Origin of the sequence: Paraburkholderia phymatum (assembly GCF_040965635.1) — a bacterium.
Lineage (GTDB): Bacteria > Pseudomonadota > Gammaproteobacteria > Burkholderiales > Burkholderiaceae > Paraburkholderia > Paraburkholderia phymatum_B.
The window spans coordinates 209,870-232,697 of the sequence record NZ_JBFRCH010000008.1; the positions used below are offsets into that span (position 1 = coordinate 209,870).

Consider the following 22,828-nt stretch of genomic DNA (forward strand, 5'->3'; position numbering starts at 1 on the left):
GAGGACAGGATGAGCAAACGTGCGATCGTATTGGCGGCCGTCGGCCTCGCGGCGGCGTGTGCATCGACGGCGGCTGCGGCCCATGTCGGCGTCGGCGTCTATCTGGGCCCGCCCGTCTACGGGCCGCCGCCCGTCTACTACGCGCCCCCGCCGCCCGTCTACTACGCTCCGCCACCGCCCGTCTACTACGGCGGCTATCGGGGCGACTACTGGCGCGGCCCGCGCTGGTATGGGCATGATCACTGGCGTCATCGTGGCTGGGAAAGACATCACGGTCACGGACGCTGGTGACGCGGGTCTATAGGCATACGGATACGGGCCGAAGATGCAAACCGCCCGTACGTTTTCTCCGATCACGCTACAGTAGCGAAGTCACGCATGGCGCGAGTCCATGCTGCTACTCGGCCCGCTACGACATAAAAGTGTGATCGCTCTCCCTCTTTCCGCCGCCCGCACGCTGCATCTGGCCGCACAAGGCCTGCTCACGCCGCCGCGCCGCAAGGCGACCAAAGCCGACGTGCTCGACGCGATCCGGCAGATGGCGCATCTGCAGATCGACACGATTCACGTCGTCGCGCGCAGTCCGTACCTGGTGCTGTTCAGCCGGCTCGGGCCTTATCAGTCGCAATGGCTCGACGAACATCTCGCGGAAGGCCGGCTCTTCGAATACTGGTCGCACGAGGCGTGTTTTCTGCCCATCGAGGACTACGGCCTGATGCGCCACCGGATGCTCGATCCCTCCGACATGGGCTGGAAATATGCCGCCGACTGGCACGCGCAGTACCGGGCGGACATCGACAAGCTGCTCGCGCACATCCGCGCGACGGGGCCGGTGCGCTCGGCGGATTTCGCGCGCGAGGCGGGCAAAGGCAATGGCTGGTGGGACTGGAAGCCGGAGAAGCGGCATCTCGAAGTGCTGTTCGCGATCGGCGAATTGATGGTCGCCGAGCGGCGCAATTTCCAGCGCGTCTATGATGTGACGGAGCGCGTGCTGCCGCACTGGAGCGATGCGCGCGATCTGCAACCCGCCGATGCTATCGCGCAAGAACTGCTGCGGCGCAGTTGCCGCGCGCTCGGCATCGTGCGCGCCGACTGGGTCGCCGACTATTACCGGATGCCGCGCCGCCCCTACGTCGACGCGCTCAACCGGCTGGCTGACGAAGGCGAACTGACGCCCGTGCGCGTCGACGGCTGGAAACAGGACACGTTCGTGCATCGCGACTTCGCGCCCCTCATCGACGACGCGTCGAACGGCAAGCTCGCATCGACGGTGACGACGCTGCTCTCGCCGTTCGATCCCGTCGTCTGGGACCGCAAGCGCGTCGCCGCGCTGTTCGATTTCGACTATGTGATCGAGTGCTACGTGCCTGCTGCGAAGCGCAAATACGGCTACTACGTGCTGCCGATCCTGAATCGCGGCAAGCTGATCGGGCGTGTCGATGCGAAGGCGCATCGCGCGAGCGGCGTGTTCGAAGTGAAGTCGCTGCACCTGGAGCCGGGCGTGCGCGTGAGTGGCCGGCTCACGTCGGAGTTGCGGCGCGCGCTGCAACGTTGCGCGGACTGGCACGGCACGCCGCTATTGCAGATCACGTCGGCGCCCGATGGCCTCGCCCAGGCGCTCGCCGCCGCCGACGATTGAGCGCGCACTTTCACAGTGCTCAGTGCAATGCTGCCCACGCGAGCGACAACGAAAACATCCCGAGCACGACGGACGCGGCGCGCTGCATCTTCACCGGATCGAGCCACTTGAGCTTGCCGCTGCCGAGCGCCGCGCCGAACGCGATCCACGCGAGCGCGATCGGCAAGAGCAGGCACGCGAACAAGGCCATCGCGAATGCGTAGCCCGCGAGGCTTTCGAAGGCAATCGGCGGAAAGATCGTGCCCGCGAACAGCAAGGCCTTCGGATTGAGCAGCGTCGCAACGAAGAGCGCGCGCGGTCCGTTCGCCGGCGCCATCGAATCAGGCAGCGCGACGGCCGCGCGCCACATATCGATCGCGAGATACGCGATGTAGAGACCGCTCGCGATGCGCAGCACCGAAGGCAGCCACGGCACCGTCTGCGATGCGCGCGCGAGAAAGCAGCCCCATGCGGAAATCGACGCGAGATAACCGGCCAGTTCCGCGCCGATCAGCGGCAGCGAGCGGCGCGCGCCCTGGCGCAAGCCGGCGGCGGCGAGCAGCGTGTTCGTGGGGCCGGGCGTGATCAGCACGACGACGATGCCGAGCGCAAGCAGCGCCGCTTCGCGAAGGGAAACCAGCGAGAAAAGCATCAGGAGAAGATGGGCGGTTCGAAACGAGCGCCCTTTGTATCACAGGCGGACGACGATGCCGAAATCCTGTGACCAGATGTTGCAGACGACGCATGCGGCGCCGGCGAAGCGCCGCATGCATGCAGGTGTTAAACCAGCCGTCAGCGGTCGAGCTTGACCCGCAATTCGCGGGCCGTTTCGAGCAAACCTTCGTAGCCGGAACGCGCATGCTCCGGCAGGTCCGGATCGCCAACCAGCGCGCCCAGCGTTTCGATCAGGCTGTAGAGGATGCCGCGCGCCGCGCTCACGGCAATGTTGCCCGACGACACCATTTGATCCACATGCGTTACGGCTGCATCGAGGTGTTCGAGGTCCGGCTGTTCGCCAGTTTTCTGCTTGCCCGGATCATCGCGCGTCATGATGAATCGTCACTCCTGTTCTGACATCGTGAAGGAATCGGTAATGTCGTTATATACCCATCGCGCACAGCCGTCCATTCGCACAGACGGCATGCGTCGGTGGGTATTTGTTCGACTGGCGGCGGTCAACGCCGGTTCACTCCACGCTCATCGCACATGGCGTCCGGCGAGAACGTCGGGATGTTAGCGGCATGGCTGTCCGCGTTCGCACGGCGACATGTCGCAATGAAGCCTCACGCGGTACGGGCACGCCGCACGAAGAGCCGCTGCGTCACGCCGAACGCAACGAGATTGCCCGCCACGACGAGCACGAGCCCGACGACGGCAAGCGCCGACCATCGATAGCCTTCGAACACCGTCGATACCGTAAGCGCGACGAACGGAAACAGCACCGTGCAATAGGCGGCGCGCTCGGGTCCGATGCGGCCGACGAGCATCAGATACGCAGTGAAGCCGATCACCGAGCCCGGCACGGCAAGATAGGCGAGCGCGCCTAAATAACGCGCGTCCGCTTCGAGCGCAAAAGGCAAGCCGGCGGCGAGGCTGCCGAGCGTCAGCACGCCCGCGCCGATCAGCATCGCCCAGCTGTTCGTAACGATGGGATGCAGGCCCATCGACTGCATGCGGCTCGACAGCAGATTGCCCGCCGAGAAGCACATCGTCCCTGCGAACGCGACGGCAAGACCGAGCCATGCCGCGTGATCGCTGAGATGCCCCGCCATCTGCTGCAACGACAGGCACACGATGCCCGCAAGCCCGAGCACCGCGCCGACGACCGCCGTCGGCTGCAACGGGCGTCCCATGAAAAGCCGCCCGTTGAGCGAGTTCAGCAGCGGCGCAGTCGAAAACACGACGGCGACAAGACCGCTCGGCACGACGCTTTCCGCATAGTAGAAGCACAGGAAGTTCACGCAAAAGAGCGCGAGGCCCTGTGCCGCGAGAAAGCGCCATGCAGCACGCGGCGGCCACACGGGACGGCGCATGAACTTGAGCAGCGCGAACAGCACGATTGCCGCGAGGCAGAAACGGCAAGCAATCGACACAGGCGCCGGCACGACGCCGAGCTGCCACTTGATCGCGATCCAGGTGGTGCCCCAGATCAGCACGGTCACGACATAAAGGAAGAGATTCATTGCCAGTGCGCCACACAATACGGTCTACGGTCCGCCCGACTATGCGCCCGTGCGGGTCCGTTCGATTGTCCAGAATTGCGCACTTTCGAGCGGCCGACGAAGGCGTAACGCATCAGGCCGTATACTTGTCGAACGACGTCTCATTCGTTTCAGCCTCGTTCACGTGAACATTTCGTCCATCGCCACAACCGACCCCGCCGATCCGCCGTTCGGCCTGCATTCGGTCTGCCAGACGCTCAGCGAGTCGAACGCGACGCTCGAGCGTTTCGCGTGGCTCGGCGACAAGCTGGCCATCGCGATCTGGACGCGCGAGACCAAAGAGGCAGAGACGGTCTACGATCAGCCCGGCCATCACACGCTGTCGTGCTATCTGGACGGCGGCTATCGCACCGAGCGTCAAAAGCTGCCGGGACGCTACGGCGCGCCGAGCCGCCTGTGCGCGCTGCCCGGCGATCACGAGTCGCGCTGGTGGGTGCGCGGCCATATGCACTTCATGCATCTGTATTTCCTGCCCGAGCACTTCACGCAGCGCGCGATCCGCGAACTCGACCGCGAGCCGCGCGAACTGACGCTGGCCGATCGCACGTACTTCGAGGACGAGCGCATTTCGAGCCTGTGCCAGTCGCTCGCAAACGACACCTGGGACGACGCCGACGGCCGCTTGCGTGCAAACGAAACGTCGCACGAAGTGTTGAGCCTGCTGTTGCGCTCGCAGGGTGTGAACCGCACGGACGCCGTGCTCAAAGGCGGTCTTGCCGTCGCGACGCGCCGCCGTCTGCGCGATTACATCGACACGAATCTGACTCAGCCGCTCACGCTCGGCGAACTGGCCGCCGTCGCGAACCTCTCCGAATTTCATCTCGCGCGGATGTTCCGCACGTCGTTCGGTCTGCCGCCGCATGCGTGGATCGCGCGGCAAAGGCTTGAACGCGCGCGCACGCTGCTGCGCACGACGGCGATGCCGCTCGCCGAAATCGCGACGCAATGCGGCTACGCAAACGCGAGCCACTTCAGCCACCGGTTCCGTCAAGGCACCGGCGTGTCGCCCGCCGTCTATCGCCAGGCGTTGCGCGCGGGCTGAAGCTTCGCGGCTCGCGACGCTTTCGGGCGTACTCTCTTCCCTGACTCTCTTCGTTGAACGCGTTGAGCGCGACGTCCTCTGACGCGCGCTCATCCGTCGAAGCTGTTCGCTGGCTCGATAGACTCATCTTGTCCATTTGAGACAAAATAGTCTATAGTCGACACGAACCCGCGCTGTGCACGCCACATTTGCCGCGCCCCATGCCACTGCTTTCACTCGAGGACAGAACTCATGCAAATCAGGGAATTTGGAGTCGAACGCTGGATGGATCTCTATGAGAACCATTGCGAACTGAATCTGGCGGAAACGTGCGTGGAATCGCTGACGGTCGGCGAACTGCTGAAGATCGCGGGCAAGGAAGACGCGCTGCTCGACGAAATTCTGCCGATGAAGCTGACGTATGGCGCGATCGACGGCACCGCGCGTCTGCGCAGCAACGTCGCGTCGCTGTATGAGAAGCAGCGTGTGCCGAACGTGCTGATCACGCATGGCGCGATCAGCGCGAACGCACTGGTCTACGAAACGCTCGTTGAACCCGGCGATCATGTGATCTCTGTATTGCCCACGTATCAGCAGCACTACTCGATTCCCGAGAGCTACGGCGCGAAAGTCGACATTCTGCGTTTGCGCGAGGAAAACGCGTTCCTGCCCGATCTAGACGAACTGAAGCGCATGGTGACACCGACGACGCGCGTCATCGCGATCAACAATCCGAACAACCCGACGGGTTCGCTGATGGACCGCGCACTCCTCGAACAGATCGCGCAGATCGCACGCTCATGCGGCGCTTATGTGCTCTGCGACGAGGTGTATCGCGGCACCGATCAGGACGGCAACGGCTTCACGGCATCGATCGCCGATGTCTACGAGAAAGGCATCAGCACAGGCAGCATGTCGAAGACGTGGTCGCTCGCGGGCCTGCGCGTGGGCTGGATCGCCGCGCCTGTCGACATCATCGAGCGAGTGCGGATTCATCGCGACTACAACACGATCAGTGTCGGCATGCTCAACGATCTGCTCGCGTCGATCGCGCTCGAAAACCGCACCGCGATTCTCGAACGCAATCACGGCATTCTGCGCACGAACCTCGCGCTGCTCGATGCGTGGATCGCGAAAGAGCCGCTGGTGTCCTGGGTGAAGCCGAAGTCGGGCACGACGGCGCTGGTGCGTGTCGATGTCGATATGCCGTCGCTCGATTTCTGCGTCGCGCTGATTGAAAAGACGGGCGTGATGTTCACGCCGGGCAGCGCGCTCGATGTGGAAGGTTATGTGCGTATCGGCTATGCGAACAATCGCGATGTGCTGGTTGCGGGGCTCGCGAAGGTGTCCGAGTTCTTGCGGGATGTCGCGCGTTGAGATTTTTTATTGTAAGTTCACTTCGCCTTTCGTCCCTGTCAGCGCATGGGCATACGGCGGAAGGCATCGCTGCGTGGCCCGCCTGACTCGCAAATCCAGTGGATTGAACACCGCTATTCAGCCCGCCTCAATCGCGGGCTTTTTTTCGTCTGCCCGGTAAACGCAATTTACGCGGCCAACAATCAGAAAACATCGATTTCTCTTGGAGAGTTGCGCCCGCGCTAGCGTTTGACAAACGTTGACAGAAACGCTGCGCATCTTCGATTAGGTTTACGATCTCGTTTAGTTCGTATACCAAAGTAAATGAACAATAATAATTGCCGGCTTGTATTCAGCCGGATTCGCGGGATGCTCGTGGCCGTCGAGGAAACCGCAACCGCTACGGGTAAATCGGGCGAGACGCGCGCAGGCCGTACGTCAATAAAGGAAACACGCTCACCGCTTCGCAGTCTCGTCGCGCTGCCGATGGCCGTCGCGCCGCTGCTTGCGTTCGCGCAGATCGTGCCGGGCGGCACGCATGCACCTTCCGTCATTTCAACGGCGAATGGGCTGCCACAGGTCAACATCAACCGTCCGTCTGGCTCGGGCGTGTCGATGAACACCTACAACCAGTTCGACGTATCGAACCGGGGCGCGATACTGAACAACTCGCCGACGATCACGAACACGCAACTTGCGGGCTACGTGAACGGCAACCCGAACTTCGGGCCGAACGACTCGGCGCGCGTGATCGTCAACCAGGTCAACAGCAATTCGCCGTCTCAACTGCGCGGCTATCTCGAAGTTGCAGGCCGCAGCGCCGAAGTCATCGTCGCGAATCCGAATAGACTACTGTTGGACGGCGCGGGTTTCATCAACACTTCGCGCGCGGTCCTGACGACGGGCACGCCGAACTTCGCGCCGGACGGTTCGGTGTCGGGATTCAACGTGACCCAGGGCAACATCACGGTCCAGGGCGTGGGGTTCAATGCTTCGAATGTCGATCAGGTTGATTTATTGGCGCGTGCCGTTCAGGCCAATGCCGCGATCTACGCGAAGAACCTGAACGTCATCACGGGCGCGAACGGCATCGACCACGACACGCTCAACGCGACGCCGATCGCGAGCAATGGCCCCGCGCCTGGCGTGTCCATCGACGTGAGCAACCTGGGCGGCATGTTCGCGAACCGCATCTGGCTGGTGGGTATGGAGAACGGCGTCGGTGTGTCGAACAGGGGCGTGCTCGCGGCACAGGCAGGCGACCTCATCCTGACGACACAAGGCCAGCTCGTGCTCGCGGGACAGACGAACGCAAGCGGTAACATCGCCGCGAATGCGCGCGATGGCATCGGCAACAGCGGCACGACTTACGCGCAGCAGAACGTCAGCGTGAACACGTCGGGCGCGCTCATCAACAGCGGCACGCTCGCCGCGAAGCAGATCACGACCATCAGCGCGGGCAGCGTCGCATCGACGGGCACGCTCGGCGCGGGCGTGAACAGCGATGGTTCGGTCGGTAACGCGGGCGACCTGAATGTTGCAACGACTGGCCACTTGAGTGCGACCGGCGAAAATGTTGCGGGCGGCAATGCGACGCTCTCGGGCAGCGGCGTCAATCTCGCGGGCAGCGAGACGGCGGCGAACGGCAATCTCACGCTGAATGCCAGCGCGGGCGACCTGAACCTTGCCGGTGCGACCACGAGCGCCGGGGGCACGGTCAATGCACAGCGACAGGCGCACTGGTCAACGACAACGGCACGATGACTGGCGTTGCCGTCACGCTCGGCGCGGGCACCCTCTCGAATGATGCGGGCAACGTGTCGGCACAGGGACCGCTCAATGCGACGGCGGCCGGTGCCCTGTCGAACCAGGGCGGCCAGTTTGTATCGCAGGGCGCGATGCAGATTCACGGGGGCACGGTCTCCAACTACCAGGGGACCATGCAGAGCGCAGCGGGTTTCGGACTGTACGCCGCATCACTGGACGATACGGCGGGCCATATCACGTCATTGAATGGCGACGGCCTGAACCTTGGCATTACGGGCACGCTGCTGAACACGGCATCGGCGGCGTAATAGGCGGCAACGGCAACGTGCAGGCGAATGCCTACGCCTTCACGAACCTCGGGCAGTTCAGCGCGGTCGGCTCACTGGCATTCTCGGCGTCGAGTCTGGTCAACAGCGGAACGGCCTCGGCGGGCGGCGCGCTCACGGCCACGGCGAGCGGCGCACTCTCCAATGCGGGCGGCACCTTCTCGGGCACAACCACCACGGTTTCCGGCGCCTCTGTCAACAACTCGAATGGCAACATCTACGGAAATGTGGTTGCCGTTTTGACACCGGGCGACCTCATCAACGAGAGCGGCGCGATCACCCAATCGGGCACTTCCGCGCAAACGGTCAGCGCGGGCGGCAAGCTCGACAACTCGGACGGCGGGCAGATCCCGTCGAACGCCTTGGACCTGACTATCACGGGCGCACAGATTAACAACGACGCGGGTGCAGTCACCCATGCCGGCACGGGCACGCTGACGATCAACGCGAGCAACGGCGCGGGCGCGATATCGAAGGTGGGCGGCGCGGCGACCAGCAACGGCAACGTCGTTGCGCAGGCAGGCGCGTTCAACAATACGAACGGCTCCGTTTCAGGCCAGGGCAGCATCACGGCGACGGTCGGCGGCGCGCTGAACAATACCAACGGCAAGGTACTGTCGAACACGAACCTGAGCGTGACGAGCGGCACGCTCACGAACGACAGGGGTGAACTCGGCGCAGGTTCGAAGGAAACGATTCATACCGGCTCGATGACCAGCAACGGCGGCAAGATTGTTGCGCCGGACCTGTCAATCACGACGACCGGCACACTGGACAACAGCGCTGGCGACATCGAGGCGAACCAGCTTGCACTATCCGCAACGGACCTCCTGAATCGCGGCGGCTCGATTACGCAATATGGCACGGGGCCGATGGGCCTTGCCATCAGCGGCACCTTCGATAATTCGGCGGGCGGCACGCTGCAAACCAACAGCACGGATTTCAGCCTCACGCCGTGGGCCATCAACAACAACGGCGGATCGATCCTCCACGCCGGAACGGGCACGTTCACGCTGTCGCCAGGCAACGGTGCGGGCACCTTCACGAACGTGGGCGGCCAGGTCATCACGGCAGGCCAGCTCATTGCGCGGGCCGGGAGTCTCGACAACACCACGGGCGTGCTGGCGGCACTCGGGAATCTCACGGCCATCATCGCGGGCGGCGTGAACAATACGTCCGGCGCCATGCGCACGCTGTCGTCCCTCTCGCTCACCAGTGGCGCTGCGCTGACGAACGTGAACGGACAGATACAGTCGGGTACGGCCGCGGCAGGCGACGCCAGCACGCTTGCCGTGCAGGCTGCATCGATTGACGACACGAACGGCGTCATCGGCAACCTCGGCACCGGCAACACGACCGTACAGGGCGGCAGCGCACTCGTGAACAGCGGCGGCCAGGTCACGGGAAATGGCGATGTCGATGTGAACGCGTCATCGATCGTGAATACCCAAGGCGGCTAGGTGAGCGGCGCGAACGTCGCAGTGGCGGGCGATACGCTGGACAACACAAACGGCGCAATCGGTAACGTTGCGCGGACGACGGGAGACGTGACGGTTACGACCACGGGCGCGATCAACAACACAAACGGCCAGATGGGTGCCACACACGACCTGTCGGTGAGTGCATCGACGCTCACGGGCGGCGGGGCCTATAACGCCGCCAATGACGTGGCGGTGAGCCTCCAGGGCGACTTCGCACCCACCGCCGATGTGCAGTTCAACGCGGGTCACAACCTGTCCTTTACGCTGCCTGGCACCTTCACCAATGGCGCAGTCGTCCAGGCGGTGAACGACCTGAACGTCAACGCGGGCGATATCGAAAACAGCGGCGTGATGATGGCGGGCGGCACGCTCACCACGCATTCGAACACGCTGGAAAACACGAACGCCATCGTGGGCGGCAGCGTGTCACTCAATGCGAACAGCAGCATTACCAACGTCGGGCCGACCGCGCTCATAGGCGCTACGGACAGCCACGGCAAACTTGAACTGCTCGCGCCCGATATCGAGAACCGCGACGGCACCACGGCGACCGACACGCAGGCGACGACCGCTATCTATGGTCTCGGCAAGGTCGTGCTGGCTGGCGGAAAGAATGCGGACGGCAGTTACTCGAATGCGAACGCTATCCGTAACCAGTCGGGCCTCATCGAATCGGCCGGCGACATGGAACTGCACGCCAGTCAGGTGACGAATTCGCGAACGACGATGACGACGACCGGTCTTAACCAGCCGGTCGACCCAACTCTGCTCGCCCAACTCGGCATCAGCCTGTCCGGCTGCACGGCCCTCGACGTGACCGCCTGCTCCGCAGGGCATCCGTATGTCGGCTGGTCCTCCCAGGGAGACCCGAGCCTCGTCGGCGGCGCGTATACCCAGCCTCCACACGGCGGCCAATGGAACAGCGGCTACCAGTACACGACCTTTACGGGCGTGGCGCTCGCGAACCTGATCACGGGCATCAGCCCGCAGGCACAGATCATCGCCGGTGGCAACCTCGACGCGTCGAACGTGGGGTTGTTCCAGAACTACTGGAGTGCGGTCGCGGCGGCTGGCAACATCGCCGCGCCCGTGACGCTCGACCAGAGCAGCTGGCAAGGGCAGACCGCGCCCCAGGTACAGGTAACGTACTCCGGGTACTATCACTACACGAACTATGACCATAGCATTGGGGACTGGACGTTGCCGTTTGGCGACGCCCCGTTCGCTGGCTCCCATCCGGGCGGCTACGCCCAGGCCGCGCCTGCCGATATCCGCACCTACGCGCTGCCGGGCTACGAATCGACGTTCGTCGCGGGCGGTTCGCTTTCCGGCACGGGTGTATCGATCAACAACACGGCGGGCAACGCGGGCATCCCGTCGCTAGGTCTCGCGCCTGGTCAGGCATTGTCCAGTGTCACTGTCAGCGGCGTAAGCGGCAGCGCAAGCGGCGCGAAGTCCGGCGCGGCTACCGTCAATGGCGGCTCGGGCATGGTCAACCCCGTTATCGCCAGCGCCACGGCGCAGAACGTCCGGCAAAACCTCACCGTTCGCCAGGGCGGACTGTTCAGTCCGGCAACCATGCCGGGCGCGCCCTACCTGATCGAAACGAATCCGGCCTTCACGAACCAGAAGACGTTCATTTCGAGCGACTACTACCTGCAACAGCTTGGCCTGAATCCGCAGACGACGGAAAAGCGCCTCGGCGACGGCTTCTACGAGCAGCAACTCGTGCGCAACCAGATCACGTCGCTAACGGGCAAGGCGATGCTCGGCCCGTACACCGACCTCCAGTCGATGTACCAGTCTCTGCTTGCGGCAGGCGCGTCGCTCTCGCAATCGCTGAATCTTGCGCTTGGCATGAGCCCCTGTCGCCAGAACAGGTGGCGGCGCTCACGAGCAACGTCATCATCATGCAGACCGAGATAGACGACGGGCAGTCGGTGCTCGTGCCCGTCGTCTATCTCGCGAAGGTCAGCCAGCAGAACATGTCGGTCGCTGCGATCAGCGGCCCGTTCATGCTTGCCGCCTGCATAGCCAACTTCCGCGTCCGCGTGATCGATCTGTCACGCAACTTCGGCAAGGAAGCGGCACTTACTGCTGGCATCGACGACGCCGAGGGAGTTGCGGTGATTCCGTTCGACGCCGATCTTCAGGACCCGCCAGAAGTCATCGCGCAATTGGTCGAGCGATGGCGCGATGGATACGACGTTGTAGTCGCGAAGCGTGTGGAGCGAAGCACCGACTCCTTTGCAAAACGGGGAACTGCAGCGCTTTTCTATCGCGTCCACAATGCCGTCGCGGACATCGTGATTCCAGAGAACGTGGGCGACTTTCGGCTGATGTCCCGGCAGGTGGTGGAGTCGCTGAAGCAGTTGCCAGAAAACCGGCGGTTCATGAAGGGACTGTTCGCCTGGGTCGGTTTCCGTACCGCTCAAATTGAGTACGTCCGGCGCTCCCGCGTTTGCGGAAAGACCAAGTTCTCAGGCTGGAAGCTTTGGAACCTCGCACTAGAAGGATTGACGAGTTTCAGCACATTACCGCTGCGGGTATGGACTTACATTGGCGGAATAACGGCGGCCCTTGCGATCTTTTATGCGGGATATCTGATCGTGCGTACATGGCTGAGAGGCGTCGATGTTCCCGGCTACGCGTCGATCATCACCGCCGTGCTCTTCCTTGGCGGTATGCAACTCGTGGGCATTGGAGTGATTGGCGAGTACGTAGGCCGCATCTACATGGAATCGAAGCACCGCCCGGTCTATGTCGTGCGTGATAGATACCGGCTGGGTCAACCGTGATGCGGTACGCAATGTTGCGATTTGCCGGCTACGCGTGCGTCGGCGCGATAGGAACGCTCGTCCAGTACCTCGTGCTTGTCACGCTCGTGTCAGTGCACATGCTTGGCCTCGTCGCGGCCTCATGTGTTGGCGCGGTCGCCGGAGCGCTCGTCAATTACTACTTCAACTATCGTTTCACGTTTCGCAGCACGCAGCCACACAGAAAGACAGCTTCTCGATTTTTTACGGCCGCGGCAGCCAGCCTCGGCCTGAACGGAGCACTGATGTTTGCACTCGCGCATTGGACGCACATGGCCTGGCTGCCCGCGCAATGCATAACGACAGGCTGCGTGCTGGTGCTGACCTACACGTCAAATGCCATCTGGACGTTCCGCATCCGCCAAACCTGAAAACCGGTGCTCTTTCCGCATCTGATTCGCGAAGAAGATATTTACATGACGCAAACCGCAATACTAATCGAGACCACCGCTGATTCGCCCTCGGACTCTGCTGCCGAACCCGTTGCTTTGCGCCTGCTCGCGCTGCTTCCAGTTCATGCCGTAGTGTGGACGATTGCCGCGTGGCTCTCGCGCGGAAATCTCGACACGCAGGGCGATATGGTTGAGAACTACGTGTGGGGCATCGAATGGCAGGCGGGCTACGCGAAGCATCCACCGCTTTTCGCGTGGATTACCGCTCTTTGGTTCCGGGTATTTCCTCACATTGATATCGCGTACTTTGCACTATCAGCGCTCAACGCGATGATCGGACTGCTGGGGATTGTCGCGTTAGCAGGTCGTTTCCTGCCCCGTCGGCTGGCGGTCGTAGCTGGGCTCGCGATGGCGGTTTCCCCGCTCTATTCGAATCTCGCGATCAAATTCAATGCAAACGCCGTGCTGCTGTCGGTATGGCCATGGACTGCCTACTTTTTCGTACGCTTCATGCAAACGGGGGGATGGCGGTCTGCACTTGCTCTTGGCGCGCTGGCCGGTGCTGCCGTTCTCGGAAAGTATTTTTCGGTGGTACTGCTAGTCGCGCTTCTTGTTGCATTGTTTGTGCGGCCGGTCTGGCGCACACGATTACTGGGCTGGCAATCGCTGCTCGTCGCAGGTGCGGGCCTCGTCATATTGCTACCGCATGTCCACTGGCTGGTAACGCATCATTTCCAGACTTTTGGTTATGCGGAGCAACGCACCCGTGGGAGTACGTTCCTGACGGCAATCGGACGGTACTGCATCTATACGCTCGCGCAAATTGGCTATCTGCTGCCCAGCTTCGGCTTCGTCGTTCTTCTCGTCGATAAGGCGCGTCTGCAGGCGCCGAAACGGATGGCGTTGAACTACGTCAGACCGTCAACGTGTCCCGACCTGTGGTGGCTCGCGCTTGGTCCGCTAATGATGGTCGGCGCGATCGCTGTCGCCGCGAGAACCCAGATGGCATCGGTGTGGGGGATGGCGCAGTGGTTCGCGCTCGCGCCGCTGTGGCTCGTAACGCTTCAGCACGCAAGCGTGTCCTTGCGAGTGGAGCGCGCGGTGCGCGTACTGATCGTCTACTGGTTGCTCGTTCTGGCTGGTGCAGCAGTAGCGGGTTATGCAGGTGTGCGCCGGAATACCGATGATGCGGCTGAACCTCGCGCCGAACTCTCCGCTGCGGCCAACGCCATCTGGAAACAGCGAACCGGGAAAGCCGATGTTCCCATCGTTTCCGGAGCAGTTCACGAGGCGCAGTCATTTGCTTTCTACACAGGCCGTCACACCCGCTACTGGGATATGGCCTCGCCGCAGGCCACGCCTTGGCTGCGCGTCGATGACGTTCAACGCCAGGGAGCACTTATTATCTGCCCAGGCGATGATTCCCGCTGCAACGCCGAAGCAACGGCGCTGAGCGTCGCACAGCCAGTTTCGCTTGATATTGGCAAGCGCGCGTGGGGCATGACACTTCCGTTGCGCCATTACCATCTGTATCTGCTGCCACCCGCCCTTGATGATCGATGGTCGATTCGTCAATACATTCCGAGGTATGGGCGGCTTGAATCACAGTAGTCCGAAACGGTCTGGATAGCGGCTATTCTTGCCCCAACAATAAAGACATATAACAAGACAAATGAGTATCTGCAAACAGCTTGTCCTGACTTCACTTGCTGCTTCGTATGCGCCCTTAGCAGCATACGCGTAGCAGAGTTTTACGGCTGATGACAAAACGGCAGCAGCGGCCCGAACGAACGCTGAACAGCAACAGCAGGTCGAGCGGCGCCGCGACGCGCAGGCGCGCGAGAAAGCCGTCGCCGCCCCGGTCGTGCGCTCGACGTACCGAAGGATGGCATCTTTCCCGACCTGCCCGCCGAGGCTCCGTGCTTTGTCATCACGAAGTTTGAGCTCTATGCGCCGACGACACCGCCGAACGTTATCCCGCGGCAGGGGGCATCGGCGCAACCCCAGGACCGCTTCGCGTTCGCGCGCGAGTGGCTTCAGCACTACACAGGGGCATGTGTCGGCAAACAGGGTATCGATGTCCTCGCGAAGGCATTGCAGCAGACCATCCTGAGCCGTGGGTACGTCACCTCGCGCGTGCTGCTGCCCGAGCAGAACCTGTCTTCCGGCACGCTGCGCTTCGCGCTTGTGCCGGGTGTCATCCGCAAGATCACGTTCGCCGATCCCGACACGCGCGGTACGTGGAAGTCCGCGTTTCCCGCGCGCGACGGCGACCTGCTGAACCTGCGCGACCTCGAACAGGGACTGGAGCAGATGAAGCGCGTCGCATCACAAGACGTGGACATGAAGATCGAACCAACGGAAGCGCCAGGCGAAAGCGATGTCGTCATTGCGGTGAAGCGCGCGAAGCCCTGGAGCTTCGTCGCGTCGGTCGACAACAGCGGCACGAAGGCAACGGGCAAGTGGCAAGGCAATATCAGTGTCGGCCTCGACAATCCGCTCGGACTGAACGACGTGCTGACGCTCGGCGCGAACCAGGACCTGTCGTTTGGCAACAAGACGCTGGGCTCGCATGGCTTCAACGGTTCGTATTCCGTCCCGTTGGGCTACTGGACCGCGACGCTGTCGGGCAACACGAAGACCTACTATCAGAACATCGCGGGCGTGAACCAGACATTTGCATCGAGCGGCAATGCGCAGACGGCCGCGCTGCGTCTCGCGCGCGTGCTCTCGCGCGGCCAGAACGATGCCTTTGGCGTGGGATTCCAGCTATCGAAGCGCTTCGGCGAGAGCTTCCTTGACGGCACGACGATCCCGATTCAGGACCGCAACAACACGTTCATCGAAGCAGGCCTGACCGATCGGCATTACTTCGGCGCGGCCCAGTTCGACGGCACGCTTGCGTATCGACAGGGCATTCACGGCCTTGGTGCGAGAGGCGACCCTGACCCGAACCTGTATGCACCCACGGACGACGGCAAACCTCGCGCACTTCCGACGTACCTGTACAAGATGATCGTGCTCGACGCGAACCTGTCAGTGCCGTTCGCGATCGCTTCACAGAACTTCCGCTACGTGACGACGGTTCACGGCCAGTTCACGAACGACACGCTGTTCTTCATCGACGACCTGACCATCGGCAGCCGCTACACGGTGCGCGGTTTCGACGGCGAAACGATGCTCGCGGCAGAGAAAGGTTTCTACTGGCGCAACGAACTGCAATGGCCGATAGGACAAACAGGACAGGCTCTCTATGCGGGGATCGACTACGGACGCGTGTTCGGCCCGAACACAGCAATACTGGCGGGCACGCTACTGGCGGGCGCGGTCATCGGCATTCGCGGCAGCGTGCCGGCGAAGTATGCGGGACTCTCGTATGACCTGTTCGCGGGAACCCCCATTTACAAACCGGCCGGGTTTCCCACGGCGCGCGTGACGGTCGGGGTCCAGGCAACGGTGCAGTTCTGATTGTGCGGAAAACCAACGGACTGCCATGTGCTAATTACACAGGAGTCGAAATTTAAAGGAGAAAGAAGGATGCTGTTTCGATGGAACCTGAGACACGGAATAGCACGTAAAGGCGCTGCGTCCGCAGCATTAATGGTCGCAGTCGCGCTGAGTGCGTGCGGTGGTGGCAGCAGCGGCAATCCGTCGTCCGACTCGAACGCTTCGGGTGCTTCGTCGTCGGCCCCGTCAGCGACGCCGTCAACAAACGCCAGTTTCTTCGACGGCGTCTTTATGGATGGCAGCGGGGCCGGCTACTATGAGTTTGGTGCGAACATGCCTCCTGCTGGAGGGCTGCATCCCACAGGGACTGGACGAATCCGCTACTACGTGAAAGGCGATACTGATTCGAACTTCAGCGTGTCGTCTGAAACCATCCTCGGCACATACGCCGCGGATGTCGATACAGGCTATATCACGGCTGAAGGATTGTTCATGTCGCGCAACCCCAACTTCGGCGACATCGGCAGCAATTCCCGGATTTTTCAGCGGCTATCGCAGGGCTATCAGTTAGGTATGAACGGCATGTCCGCGCCGCTGTACGAGATTACGCTGACGGTTCAGGACGTCTCGGGCCAGCCAGTCAACAAGGTAGTCGGAATCGACGAGGCGGGAGGCAACGCCTTGAGCTTCCTGCTTGGTAACGACACTACGCCGATGCCAGCGGGCGCGCAGACCTATCGGCAGACAGCGAAGGTGCTGGTTCCTCACCTGATGTTTGAGCTCAGCGGCAACAACACGGGGTTCGCTTCGCTGGAACAGGCGCAGGCTCGCGTTGGCGGCACGATCCAGACCCTGGGCGGGTACAGGTATCTTTCCCGGAATGGCACAGCGGGTGCCTATATCGAGTACAACGGCGCAGTCTATTTCGCGACGGTGTATGGCGCGGGTGACATACGCGATGCAATGCCCCAGGGCTACAACCGGTTAGCGGCCGATTTGCTCGCCACGGACGAGCAGAAAACAGGGCTGTGAGCCGCGCAATTCAGCGTCATCTGCGGGCGGGGCAAGCCCGCCCGCGCAGGCGGAAGTGGGCCGCACCCAATGCCTGTCAACGCCGCAATCACTACCCCAACGCCCGCACCAACACCCGCGCAACATGCACCGCCTCCACGCCCGCGCCATCGTGAATCTGATGACGGCAGCTCGTCCCGTCGGCGACCATCACCGTATTCGCGTCGATCTTGCGCACGGCGGGCAGCAACGACAACTCGGCCATCGCCATCGACGCGTCGTAGTGCTCCGCTTCATATCCGAAGCTGCCCGCCATCCCACAGCACGACGATTCGACCGTCGACACCTTCAGTTCAGGAACCCACTTCAGCACGGCTTGCACGGGCGATAACGCATCGAACGCTTTCTGATGGCAATGACCATGCACGAGCGCCTGATTCACGCCACCGCCTAGCGGCTTCAATTCGAGCTTCAGGCGACCAGCCTTCTGTTCGCTGACGAGAAATTCCTCGAACAGCATCGCACGCTTCGACAGATGCTCCGCTTCTTCTCCGAAGCCGTATTGCAGAAACTCGTCACGCAACGACAGCAGACACGACGGCTCCAGTCCGACCACGGACACGCCGCGCTCGACAAACGGCCCGAACGCATCGAGCATTCTGCGCGCCTCTTGCTTCGCTTGGTCGACGAGACCCGCTGCGAGGAACGTGCGCCCACAGCACAGAGGACGCTCGTCTGCACGCGTATTGAAGTGCACGGTATAACCCGCTGCTTCGAGCACCTGTTGCGCGGCGCGCGCATTCTCCGGTTCGATGCTGTTGTTGAACGTATCGACGAATAGCAGGACTTCTTTCTGTGCTTCTTTCGACGCATTCAAAGATGCAGCCTTCACATCGGCGTTGCTCAGAAACGGCTTGACGAAGCGCGGCAACGAACGCTGCGGTGCAAAGCCCAATGCGTGCTTGACCCATGGCAAGTTCACAGCGAATGCGAACACGCCCGGCATGCTGCCCGCCATCGCCGCATAACGCGGCATGAACGCGATCATCTTCTCGCGCAAACGCAGGCCGTGCTTTTGCGCCCATGCAGCGCGCGCCTCGATCTTGAACTTCGCCATGTCGATGCCCGTCGGGCAATCGCGCTTGCAGCCCTTGCACGACACGCACAGATCGAGCGTATCCTTCACGTCCTCGCTAGCGAGCCCATCCGCGCCGAGCTGCCCCGACAGCGCAAGCCGCAACGTATTCGCGCGCCCACGCGTCACATGCTGCTCGTCCTTCGTCACGCGATAGCTCGGACACATCGTGCCCGCATCGAACTTGCGGCAATGCCCGTTGTTGTTGCACATCTCGACGGCTTTCGCGAGGCCGCCCGCGAGATCGCTGCCCGTTCCCGGCGCCGTTTCCACGCCCGTCAGCGGATCGCGCTCGACATTCCACGACGACCAGTCGAGCGCGGGCTTCAACGAATGTATCTTGTATCTGGGCGCAAAGCGGAAGTTGCGCGCGTCGTCCATCTTCGGCGGACGCACGATCTTGTCCGGATTCATCCGGTTGTCGGGATCGAAGAGCGCCTTGATTTCGCTGAACGCCTGATTGATACGCGGACCGTACTGCCACGCAACCCATTCGCCGCGGCACAGGCCATCGCCATGCTCGCCCGAATACGCGCCCTTGTATTCGCGCACGAGCGCGGCCGCTTCTTCCGCGATCGCACGCATCTTCTTCGCGCCGTCGCGGCGCATGTCGAGAATAGGCCGCACGTGCAGCGTGCCGACGCTCGCATGCGCATACCACGTCCCTTCCGTGCCGTTGCGATGAAACACGTCCGTCAGCCGGCTCGTGTATTCGGCGAGATGTTCGAGCGGAACTGCGCAATCTTCGATGAACGACACGGGCTTGCCGTCACCCTTCATGCTCATCATGATATTCAGGCCCGCCTTGCGCACTTCCCACAGCGCTTTCTGTTCAGCGGCGTCGGGCATCTGCACGACGGAATCGGGCAAACCGAGATCGGCCATCAGTTCCGTCAACTGCTTGAGCGACGCAAGCTGCGCATCGCGATGCTCGCCCGCGAACTCGACGAGCAGAATCGCTTCCGGCCTGCCGACCAGCGCCTTTTCGATCACCGGCCTGAACGAAGGATTGCTCATCGCGAGATCGATCATCGTGCGATCGACCAGTTCGACGGCAACGGGCTTGAGCTTCACGATGTGCTGCGTCAGCTCCATCGCCTGCCAGAACGTCGGGAAGTTCACCACGCCCAGCGTCTTGTGCGCGGGCAGTGGCGCGAGCTTCAGCGTCAACTGGCGGCTGAACGCGAGCGTGCCCTCCGAGCCGATGAGCAGATGCGCGAGATTCGCAAAGCCATCGTCGGTATAGGCGCGCGGATTCTGGCAATCGAACAGATCGATGTTGTAGCCCGCGACGCGACGCAGCACCTTCGGCACCTGCGCGGCGATCTCATCGCGCTCGCGCAGCGCAATCGCCTTCACGCCATCGAGAATCTGCTGCAAACGCGCGCCCTGCGGCGCGCTGCGCAGCGAAGCGAAGTGCGCTTCCGTGCCGTCTGCGAGAATCGCGTCGATCGCTTCGACGTTGTGGACCATGTTGCCGTATTCGATCGAGCGCGAACCGCACGAGTTGTTGCCCGCCATCCCGCCGATCGTGCATTGCGCCGCCGTCGACACATCGACGGGAAACCACAGGCCATGCGGCTTCAGCCACGCATTCAGATGATCGAGCACGATGCCGGGCTCGACCGTCACCGTGCGCTTGTCCTTGTCGAAGTCGATGACCTGATTGAGCCATTTGCTCGTATCGACGACGAGCGCCTCGCCCACTGTCTGCCCGCACTGGCTCGAACCCGCGCCGCGCGCGAGCAGCGGCACATGCTCGCTGCGCGCAATGTCCAGCGCGACGCGCAGATCGTCCTGATCGCGCGGCACGACGACACCGATCGGCGTGATCTGGTAGATCGACGCATCCGTCGAATAACGGCCACGGCTCGCGGCATCGAACAGCACATCGCCGCGCAATTCCTTGCGCAGCCGGTTCGCGAGCGGCGTACCCATGCGCGCCGACGAAGGCACGAGATGGATCGGTTTGATGAGCAGAGTGGAGTTGGCGTTCGACATGTGCTTCGGCCTGTGAGAATGCCTGGAAGGCGAGGCTTATAGGCGATAGGCGAGCCCTGAAAAGCGGGACTATTCGAGCGTGACGCTGACGGGCGCGAGCCCTTCGATGTGTCCGCGCGCGATGCCCGCCTCCTGCGGAAAGAACATGCCCGTATACGAACCCGTCGTCACGATCATGTCGGGCGTCACGACAATGCCGCGATGCTGCGTGCAGTGATTGACGAGCCACGTCAGCAGACGCCGCGGGTCGCCGCACGGATTCGACGGCGCCGCCTTCAAGACGTCGCGCCCTTCGAACGTGAAAGCAAGCGAGGGTGCGACAAACGGAAAATCGCCCCGGTACTTCGTGAACTCACCGACGATCAACGCGCCGTGGTTCTGCAAGTCCGCGAGTTGCGCGAGCTTGTCGACATTGGGCCACTGCGCGAAGCGGCTCGCGACGATTTCGACCGCGGTCGCCATCGAGTCGATTGCGTCGAGCACTTCCACTTCGTGATACGCGTCCTCAGACGGTTCGAAACGCCGGTTGAAGCGGAACGCAATTTCCAGTTCAAGGCCGAGCGGCTTGTAATGAGCGCGCGGCAGACGCGCGCCGTCGACATGCAGATCGGTCGACGGCAGCGGCGCGCCCTGAATCGCGCCCTCGGCGGATTTCGCGCCGATTTTCCAGCCGCCGATGCGCGCGCCGCGCAATGCCAGCAGTTCGTGCTGAATCGCGTAAGCGGCGCTTGCGTCGGCGGGAATCAGTTCCGTCGGGAGCGACGCGAGCGTCGTGTGATCGGCGCGCGCGTCGGCGAGTTGTCGGCTCAGCATGTTCATTCAGACGTAGCAAGGTTCACGCGTTGAAGCGCGTGGCAGGTTGTGCGCTCGGCTCCGCGCCGACTGCGAAACGGCTTTCCGGTTGCATGCGGAACGCGAGCACGACGCCGATTGCCATCAGCAACATGCTGCCCACGAAAGGCAGTTCCCAGTTGCCGAACGAATCGATCAGATAGCCCGACAGCACAGGCGAGATGATCGCCGCGAGCGCCGAGCCCGTATTCATCATGCCGCTCGCGGTGCCCGAGTGTTCCGGCGCGATGTCCATTGGAATCGCCCACATCGGCCCGATCGTCATCTCGGCAAAGAAGAATCCCGACGACAGGCACACCATCGACACATACAGGTTGTGCGTCAGCATCAATGGCACCAGCGACGCAAGCGTGAGCAGCATGCAGATCGACACCATCCAGCTGCGTGCGCGCTTGAGGCTGCCCGTGCGCTCGAAGAGCTTGTCGGTGACGATGCCGCCCAGCGTATCGCCGATCACGCCCGCGAAGAACACCGCCGAAGCGAACACAGCCGACTTCTTCAGATCGAGGTGATAGCTATGCAGGAAGTACTGCGGAATCCAGCTCAAGAAGAGCCACAACGTCCAGCCATAGCAGAAGTACACGATGGTTACGGGCGCCATGCGCTTGAAAAGAGCTTTCCACGGCACGTTTGCGGTTTTGGGCTTCGGCGCGGGCAGCATGTCGAGTTCCGCCTGCGTGATGCGGCGATGCTCTTTCGGATGCTCGGTGAACGTCAGCGCCCACACGACGACCCACAGCAAGCTGAACGCGCCGCAGATATAGAACGATTCACGCCAGCCCCACGTCGTCATCACGAGCACGATCACGCCGGGCGCCACGGCATTGCCGATGCGCGCCGCCGCGTGCGTGATGCCCTGCGCAAAGCCGCGCTTCTCTTTCGCGACCCAGCGCGACATCGCAGCCGTCGCGGCAGGAAACGTCGCGCCTTCGCCGAAGCCGAGCAGCACGCGCGCGACGAGCAGCGAGATCAGACCGCCCGCGAAGCCCGTCAACAGCGTGGCGAGGGCCCAGATCGCGCCGCACGCGAGCAGCGTGCGCTTGGCACCGAAGCGATCGCTGACCCAGCCGCCGATGATCTGGAACACGAGATACGGATATGCAAAGGCCGAAAAGACGAGGCCGACTTCCGTATGCGAAAGATGAAACTCCTTGCCGAAGCCCGCAGCCGCCGTACTGACGTTGACGCGGTCAAGGTAGGTGATGAAGTACATGATGCATAGCATCAGTAGAACGATACTGGTCGCACTGTTCACACGAAACCGCTTCATCGTCTGTCTCCGTTGCTTGTGACGGCGCGCTCGCGCGGGCTTGTTCAGCCGTGATGCCGCGCGAGCCGACGTCTGCGTGGTCTGCCGTTTGCGTTGATCGCGTTTGTGGTGCT

The 22,828-nt window shown here is 62.4% G+C and carries 16 protein-coding genes and 2 pseudogenes; 12 read left to right on the top strand and 6 right to left on the bottom strand.

Annotated features, from left to right (window positions below; translation table 11 throughout):
• Positions 1 to 9: 9 nt before the first annotated feature.
• Together AB4Y32_RS17820 and AB4Y32_RS17825 are read left to right on the top strand one after the other, a co-directional pair.
• Positions 10 to 291 (top strand): hypothetical protein, encoded by a 282-nt coding sequence (locus AB4Y32_RS17820; protein ID WP_368722598.1) that lies wholly within the window; start codon positions 10 to 12, stop codon positions 289 to 291.
• A gap of 133 nt (positions 292 to 424) precedes the next feature.
• Positions 425 to 1,639 carry a winged helix-turn-helix domain-containing protein gene (locus AB4Y32_RS17825; RefSeq protein ID WP_368722599.1) on the top strand — a complete coding sequence of 405 codons (1,215 nt, stop codon included), beginning with the start codon at positions 425 to 427 and terminating at the stop codon, positions 1,637 to 1,639.
• A gap of 19 nt (positions 1,640 to 1,658) precedes the next feature.
• Here the strand turns inward: AB4Y32_RS17825 and AB4Y32_RS17830 are convergent, their stop codons facing one another.
• The 3 genes from AB4Y32_RS17830 to AB4Y32_RS17840 form a co-directional block, all read right to left on the bottom strand.
• Positions 1,659 to 2,270: a LysE family translocator gene (locus tag AB4Y32_RS17830; protein ID WP_368722600.1), complete on the bottom strand. Its 612-nt coding sequence runs from the start codon at positions 2,268 to 2,270 to the stop codon at positions 1,659 to 1,661.
• 140 nt (positions 2,271 to 2,410) lie between these two features.
• Positions 2,411 to 2,668 (bottom strand): hypothetical protein, encoded by a 258-nt coding sequence (locus AB4Y32_RS17835; RefSeq protein WP_342940091.1) that lies wholly within the window; start codon positions 2,666 to 2,668, stop codon positions 2,411 to 2,413.
• Between the two features lie 233 nt (positions 2,669 to 2,901).
• The gene (locus AB4Y32_RS17840) at positions 2,902 to 3,801 is read right to left on the bottom strand and encodes a DMT family transporter (protein ID WP_368722601.1); all 900 of its coding nucleotides are present in this window, start codon (positions 3,799 to 3,801) and stop codon (positions 2,902 to 2,904) included.
• A gap of 163 nt (positions 3,802 to 3,964) precedes the next feature.
• On the opposite strand from AB4Y32_RS17840, the gene AB4Y32_RS17845 reads away from it, so the two are divergent.
• The 10 genes and pseudogenes from AB4Y32_RS17845 (at position 3,965) to AB4Y32_RS17895 (ending at position 17,478) form a co-directional block, all read left to right on the top strand.
• On the top strand, positions 3,965 to 4,882 hold the full coding sequence (locus AB4Y32_RS17845) for a helix-turn-helix domain-containing protein (protein ID WP_368722602.1): 918 nt from the start codon (positions 3,965 to 3,967) through the stop codon (positions 4,880 to 4,882).
• Positions 4,883 to 5,113: 231 nt separating this feature from the next.
• Positions 5,114 to 6,238 (top strand): aminotransferase, encoded by a 1,125-nt coding sequence (locus tag AB4Y32_RS17850; protein ID WP_368722603.1) that lies wholly within the window; start codon positions 5,114 to 5,116, stop codon positions 6,236 to 6,238.
• A gap of 303 nt (positions 6,239 to 6,541) precedes the next feature.
• Positions 6,542 to 8,124, top strand: a pseudogene (locus AB4Y32_RS17855) (two-partner secretion domain-containing protein); the annotation flags it as partial.
• Positions 8,125 to 8,309: 185 nt separating this feature from the next.
• Positions 8,310 to 9,770, top strand: coding sequence for a beta strand repeat-containing protein (locus AB4Y32_RS17865; protein WP_368722606.1), 1,461 nt, complete (start codon positions 8,310 to 8,312; stop codon positions 9,768 to 9,770).
• Entirely contained in the window at positions 9,771 to 11,717 is a 1,947-nt protein-coding gene (locus AB4Y32_RS17870; protein WP_368722607.1) for a hypothetical protein, read from the top strand.
• Positions 11,702 to 12,589, top strand: a complete 888-nt coding sequence (locus AB4Y32_RS17875) for a glycosyltransferase family 2 protein (RefSeq protein ID WP_368722608.1) — start codon at positions 11,702 to 11,704, stop codon at positions 12,587 to 12,589. The genes AB4Y32_RS17870 and AB4Y32_RS17875 overlap by 16 nt, the downstream gene beginning before the upstream one ends.
• Positions 12,590 to 12,600: 11 nt before the next feature.
• Positions 12,601 to 12,978 (top strand): GtrA family protein, encoded by a 378-nt coding sequence (locus AB4Y32_RS17880; protein ID WP_368722609.1) that lies wholly within the window; start codon positions 12,601 to 12,603, stop codon positions 12,976 to 12,978.
• 45 nt (positions 12,979 to 13,023) lie between these two features.
• On the top strand, positions 13,024 to 14,610 hold the full coding sequence (locus AB4Y32_RS17885; RefSeq protein WP_368722610.1) for a glycosyltransferase family 39 protein: 1,587 nt from the start codon (positions 13,024 to 13,026) through the stop codon (positions 14,608 to 14,610).
• A 61-nt stretch (positions 14,611 to 14,671) separates the two neighbouring features.
• Positions 14,672 to 16,467: pseudogene (locus AB4Y32_RS17890) on the top strand (ShlB/FhaC/HecB family hemolysin secretion/activation protein).
• 69 nt (positions 16,468 to 16,536) lie between these two features.
• On the top strand, positions 16,537 to 17,478 hold the full coding sequence (locus tag AB4Y32_RS17895) for a hypothetical protein (RefSeq protein ID WP_368722611.1): 942 nt from the start codon (positions 16,537 to 16,539) through the stop codon (positions 17,476 to 17,478).
• Between the two features lie 91 nt (positions 17,479 to 17,569).
• On the opposite strand, the gene AB4Y32_RS17900 is transcribed toward AB4Y32_RS17895, so the two are convergent.
• The 3 genes from AB4Y32_RS17900 to AB4Y32_RS17910 form a co-directional block, all read right to left on the bottom strand.
• Complete coding sequence (locus tag AB4Y32_RS17900; protein ID WP_368722612.1) at positions 17,570 to 20,593, bottom strand: FAD-binding and (Fe-S)-binding domain-containing protein; 3,024 nt, start codon at positions 20,591 to 20,593, stop codon at positions 17,570 to 17,572.
• Positions 20,594 to 20,662: 69 nt separating this feature from the next.
• On the bottom strand, positions 20,663 to 21,412 hold the full coding sequence (locus tag AB4Y32_RS17905) for a 2-keto-4-pentenoate hydratase (protein ID WP_368722613.1): 750 nt from the start codon (positions 21,410 to 21,412) through the stop codon (positions 20,663 to 20,665).
• Positions 21,413 to 21,428: 16 nt separating this feature from the next.
• Positions 21,429 to 22,715 carry an MFS transporter gene (locus AB4Y32_RS17910; RefSeq protein ID WP_368722614.1) on the bottom strand — a complete coding sequence of 429 codons (1,287 nt, stop codon included), beginning with the start codon at positions 22,713 to 22,715 and terminating at the stop codon, positions 21,429 to 21,431.
• Between the last annotated feature and the right edge of the window lie 113 nt (positions 22,716 to 22,828).

Excerpts from the sequence above, each read along its gene's own strand:
- AB4Y32_RS17820 (WP_368722598.1), top strand. The coding sequence starts at position 10 with ATGAGCAAACGTGCGATCGTATTGGCGGCCGTCGGCCTCGCGGCGGCG.
- AB4Y32_RS17830 (WP_368722600.1), bottom strand. The coding sequence starts at position 2,270 with ATGCTTTTCTCGCTGGTTTCCCTTCGCGAAGCGGCGCTGCTTGCGCTC.
- AB4Y32_RS17835 (WP_342940091.1), bottom strand. The coding sequence starts at position 2,668 with ATGACGCGCGATGATCCGGGCAAGCAGAAAACTGGCGAACAGCCGGAC.
- AB4Y32_RS17840 (WP_368722601.1), bottom strand. The coding sequence starts at position 3,801 with ATGAATCTCTTCCTTTATGTCGTGACCGTGCTGATCTGGGGCACCACC.
- AB4Y32_RS17850 (WP_368722603.1), top strand. The coding sequence starts at position 5,114 with ATGCAAATCAGGGAATTTGGAGTCGAACGCTGGATGGATCTCTATGAG.
- AB4Y32_RS17875 (WP_368722608.1), top strand. The coding sequence starts at position 11,702 with ATGCAGACCGAGATAGACGACGGGCAGTCGGTGCTCGTGCCCGTCGTC.
- AB4Y32_RS17880 (WP_368722609.1), top strand. The coding sequence starts at position 12,601 with ATGTTGCGATTTGCCGGCTACGCGTGCGTCGGCGCGATAGGAACGCTC.
- AB4Y32_RS17885 (WP_368722610.1), top strand. The coding sequence starts at position 13,024 with ATGACGCAAACCGCAATACTAATCGAGACCACCGCTGATTCGCCCTCG.
- AB4Y32_RS17895 (WP_368722611.1), top strand. The coding sequence starts at position 16,537 with ATGCTGTTTCGATGGAACCTGAGACACGGAATAGCACGTAAAGGCGCT.
- AB4Y32_RS17900 (WP_368722612.1), bottom strand. The coding sequence starts at position 20,593 with ATGTCGAACGCCAACTCCACTCTGCTCATCAAACCGATCCATCTCGTG.
- AB4Y32_RS17905 (WP_368722613.1), bottom strand. The coding sequence starts at position 21,412 with ATGAACATGCTGAGCCGACAACTCGCCGACGCGCGCGCCGATCACACG.
- AB4Y32_RS17910 (WP_368722614.1), bottom strand. The coding sequence starts at position 22,715 with ATGAAGCGGTTTCGTGTGAACAGTGCGACCAGTATCGTTCTACTGATG.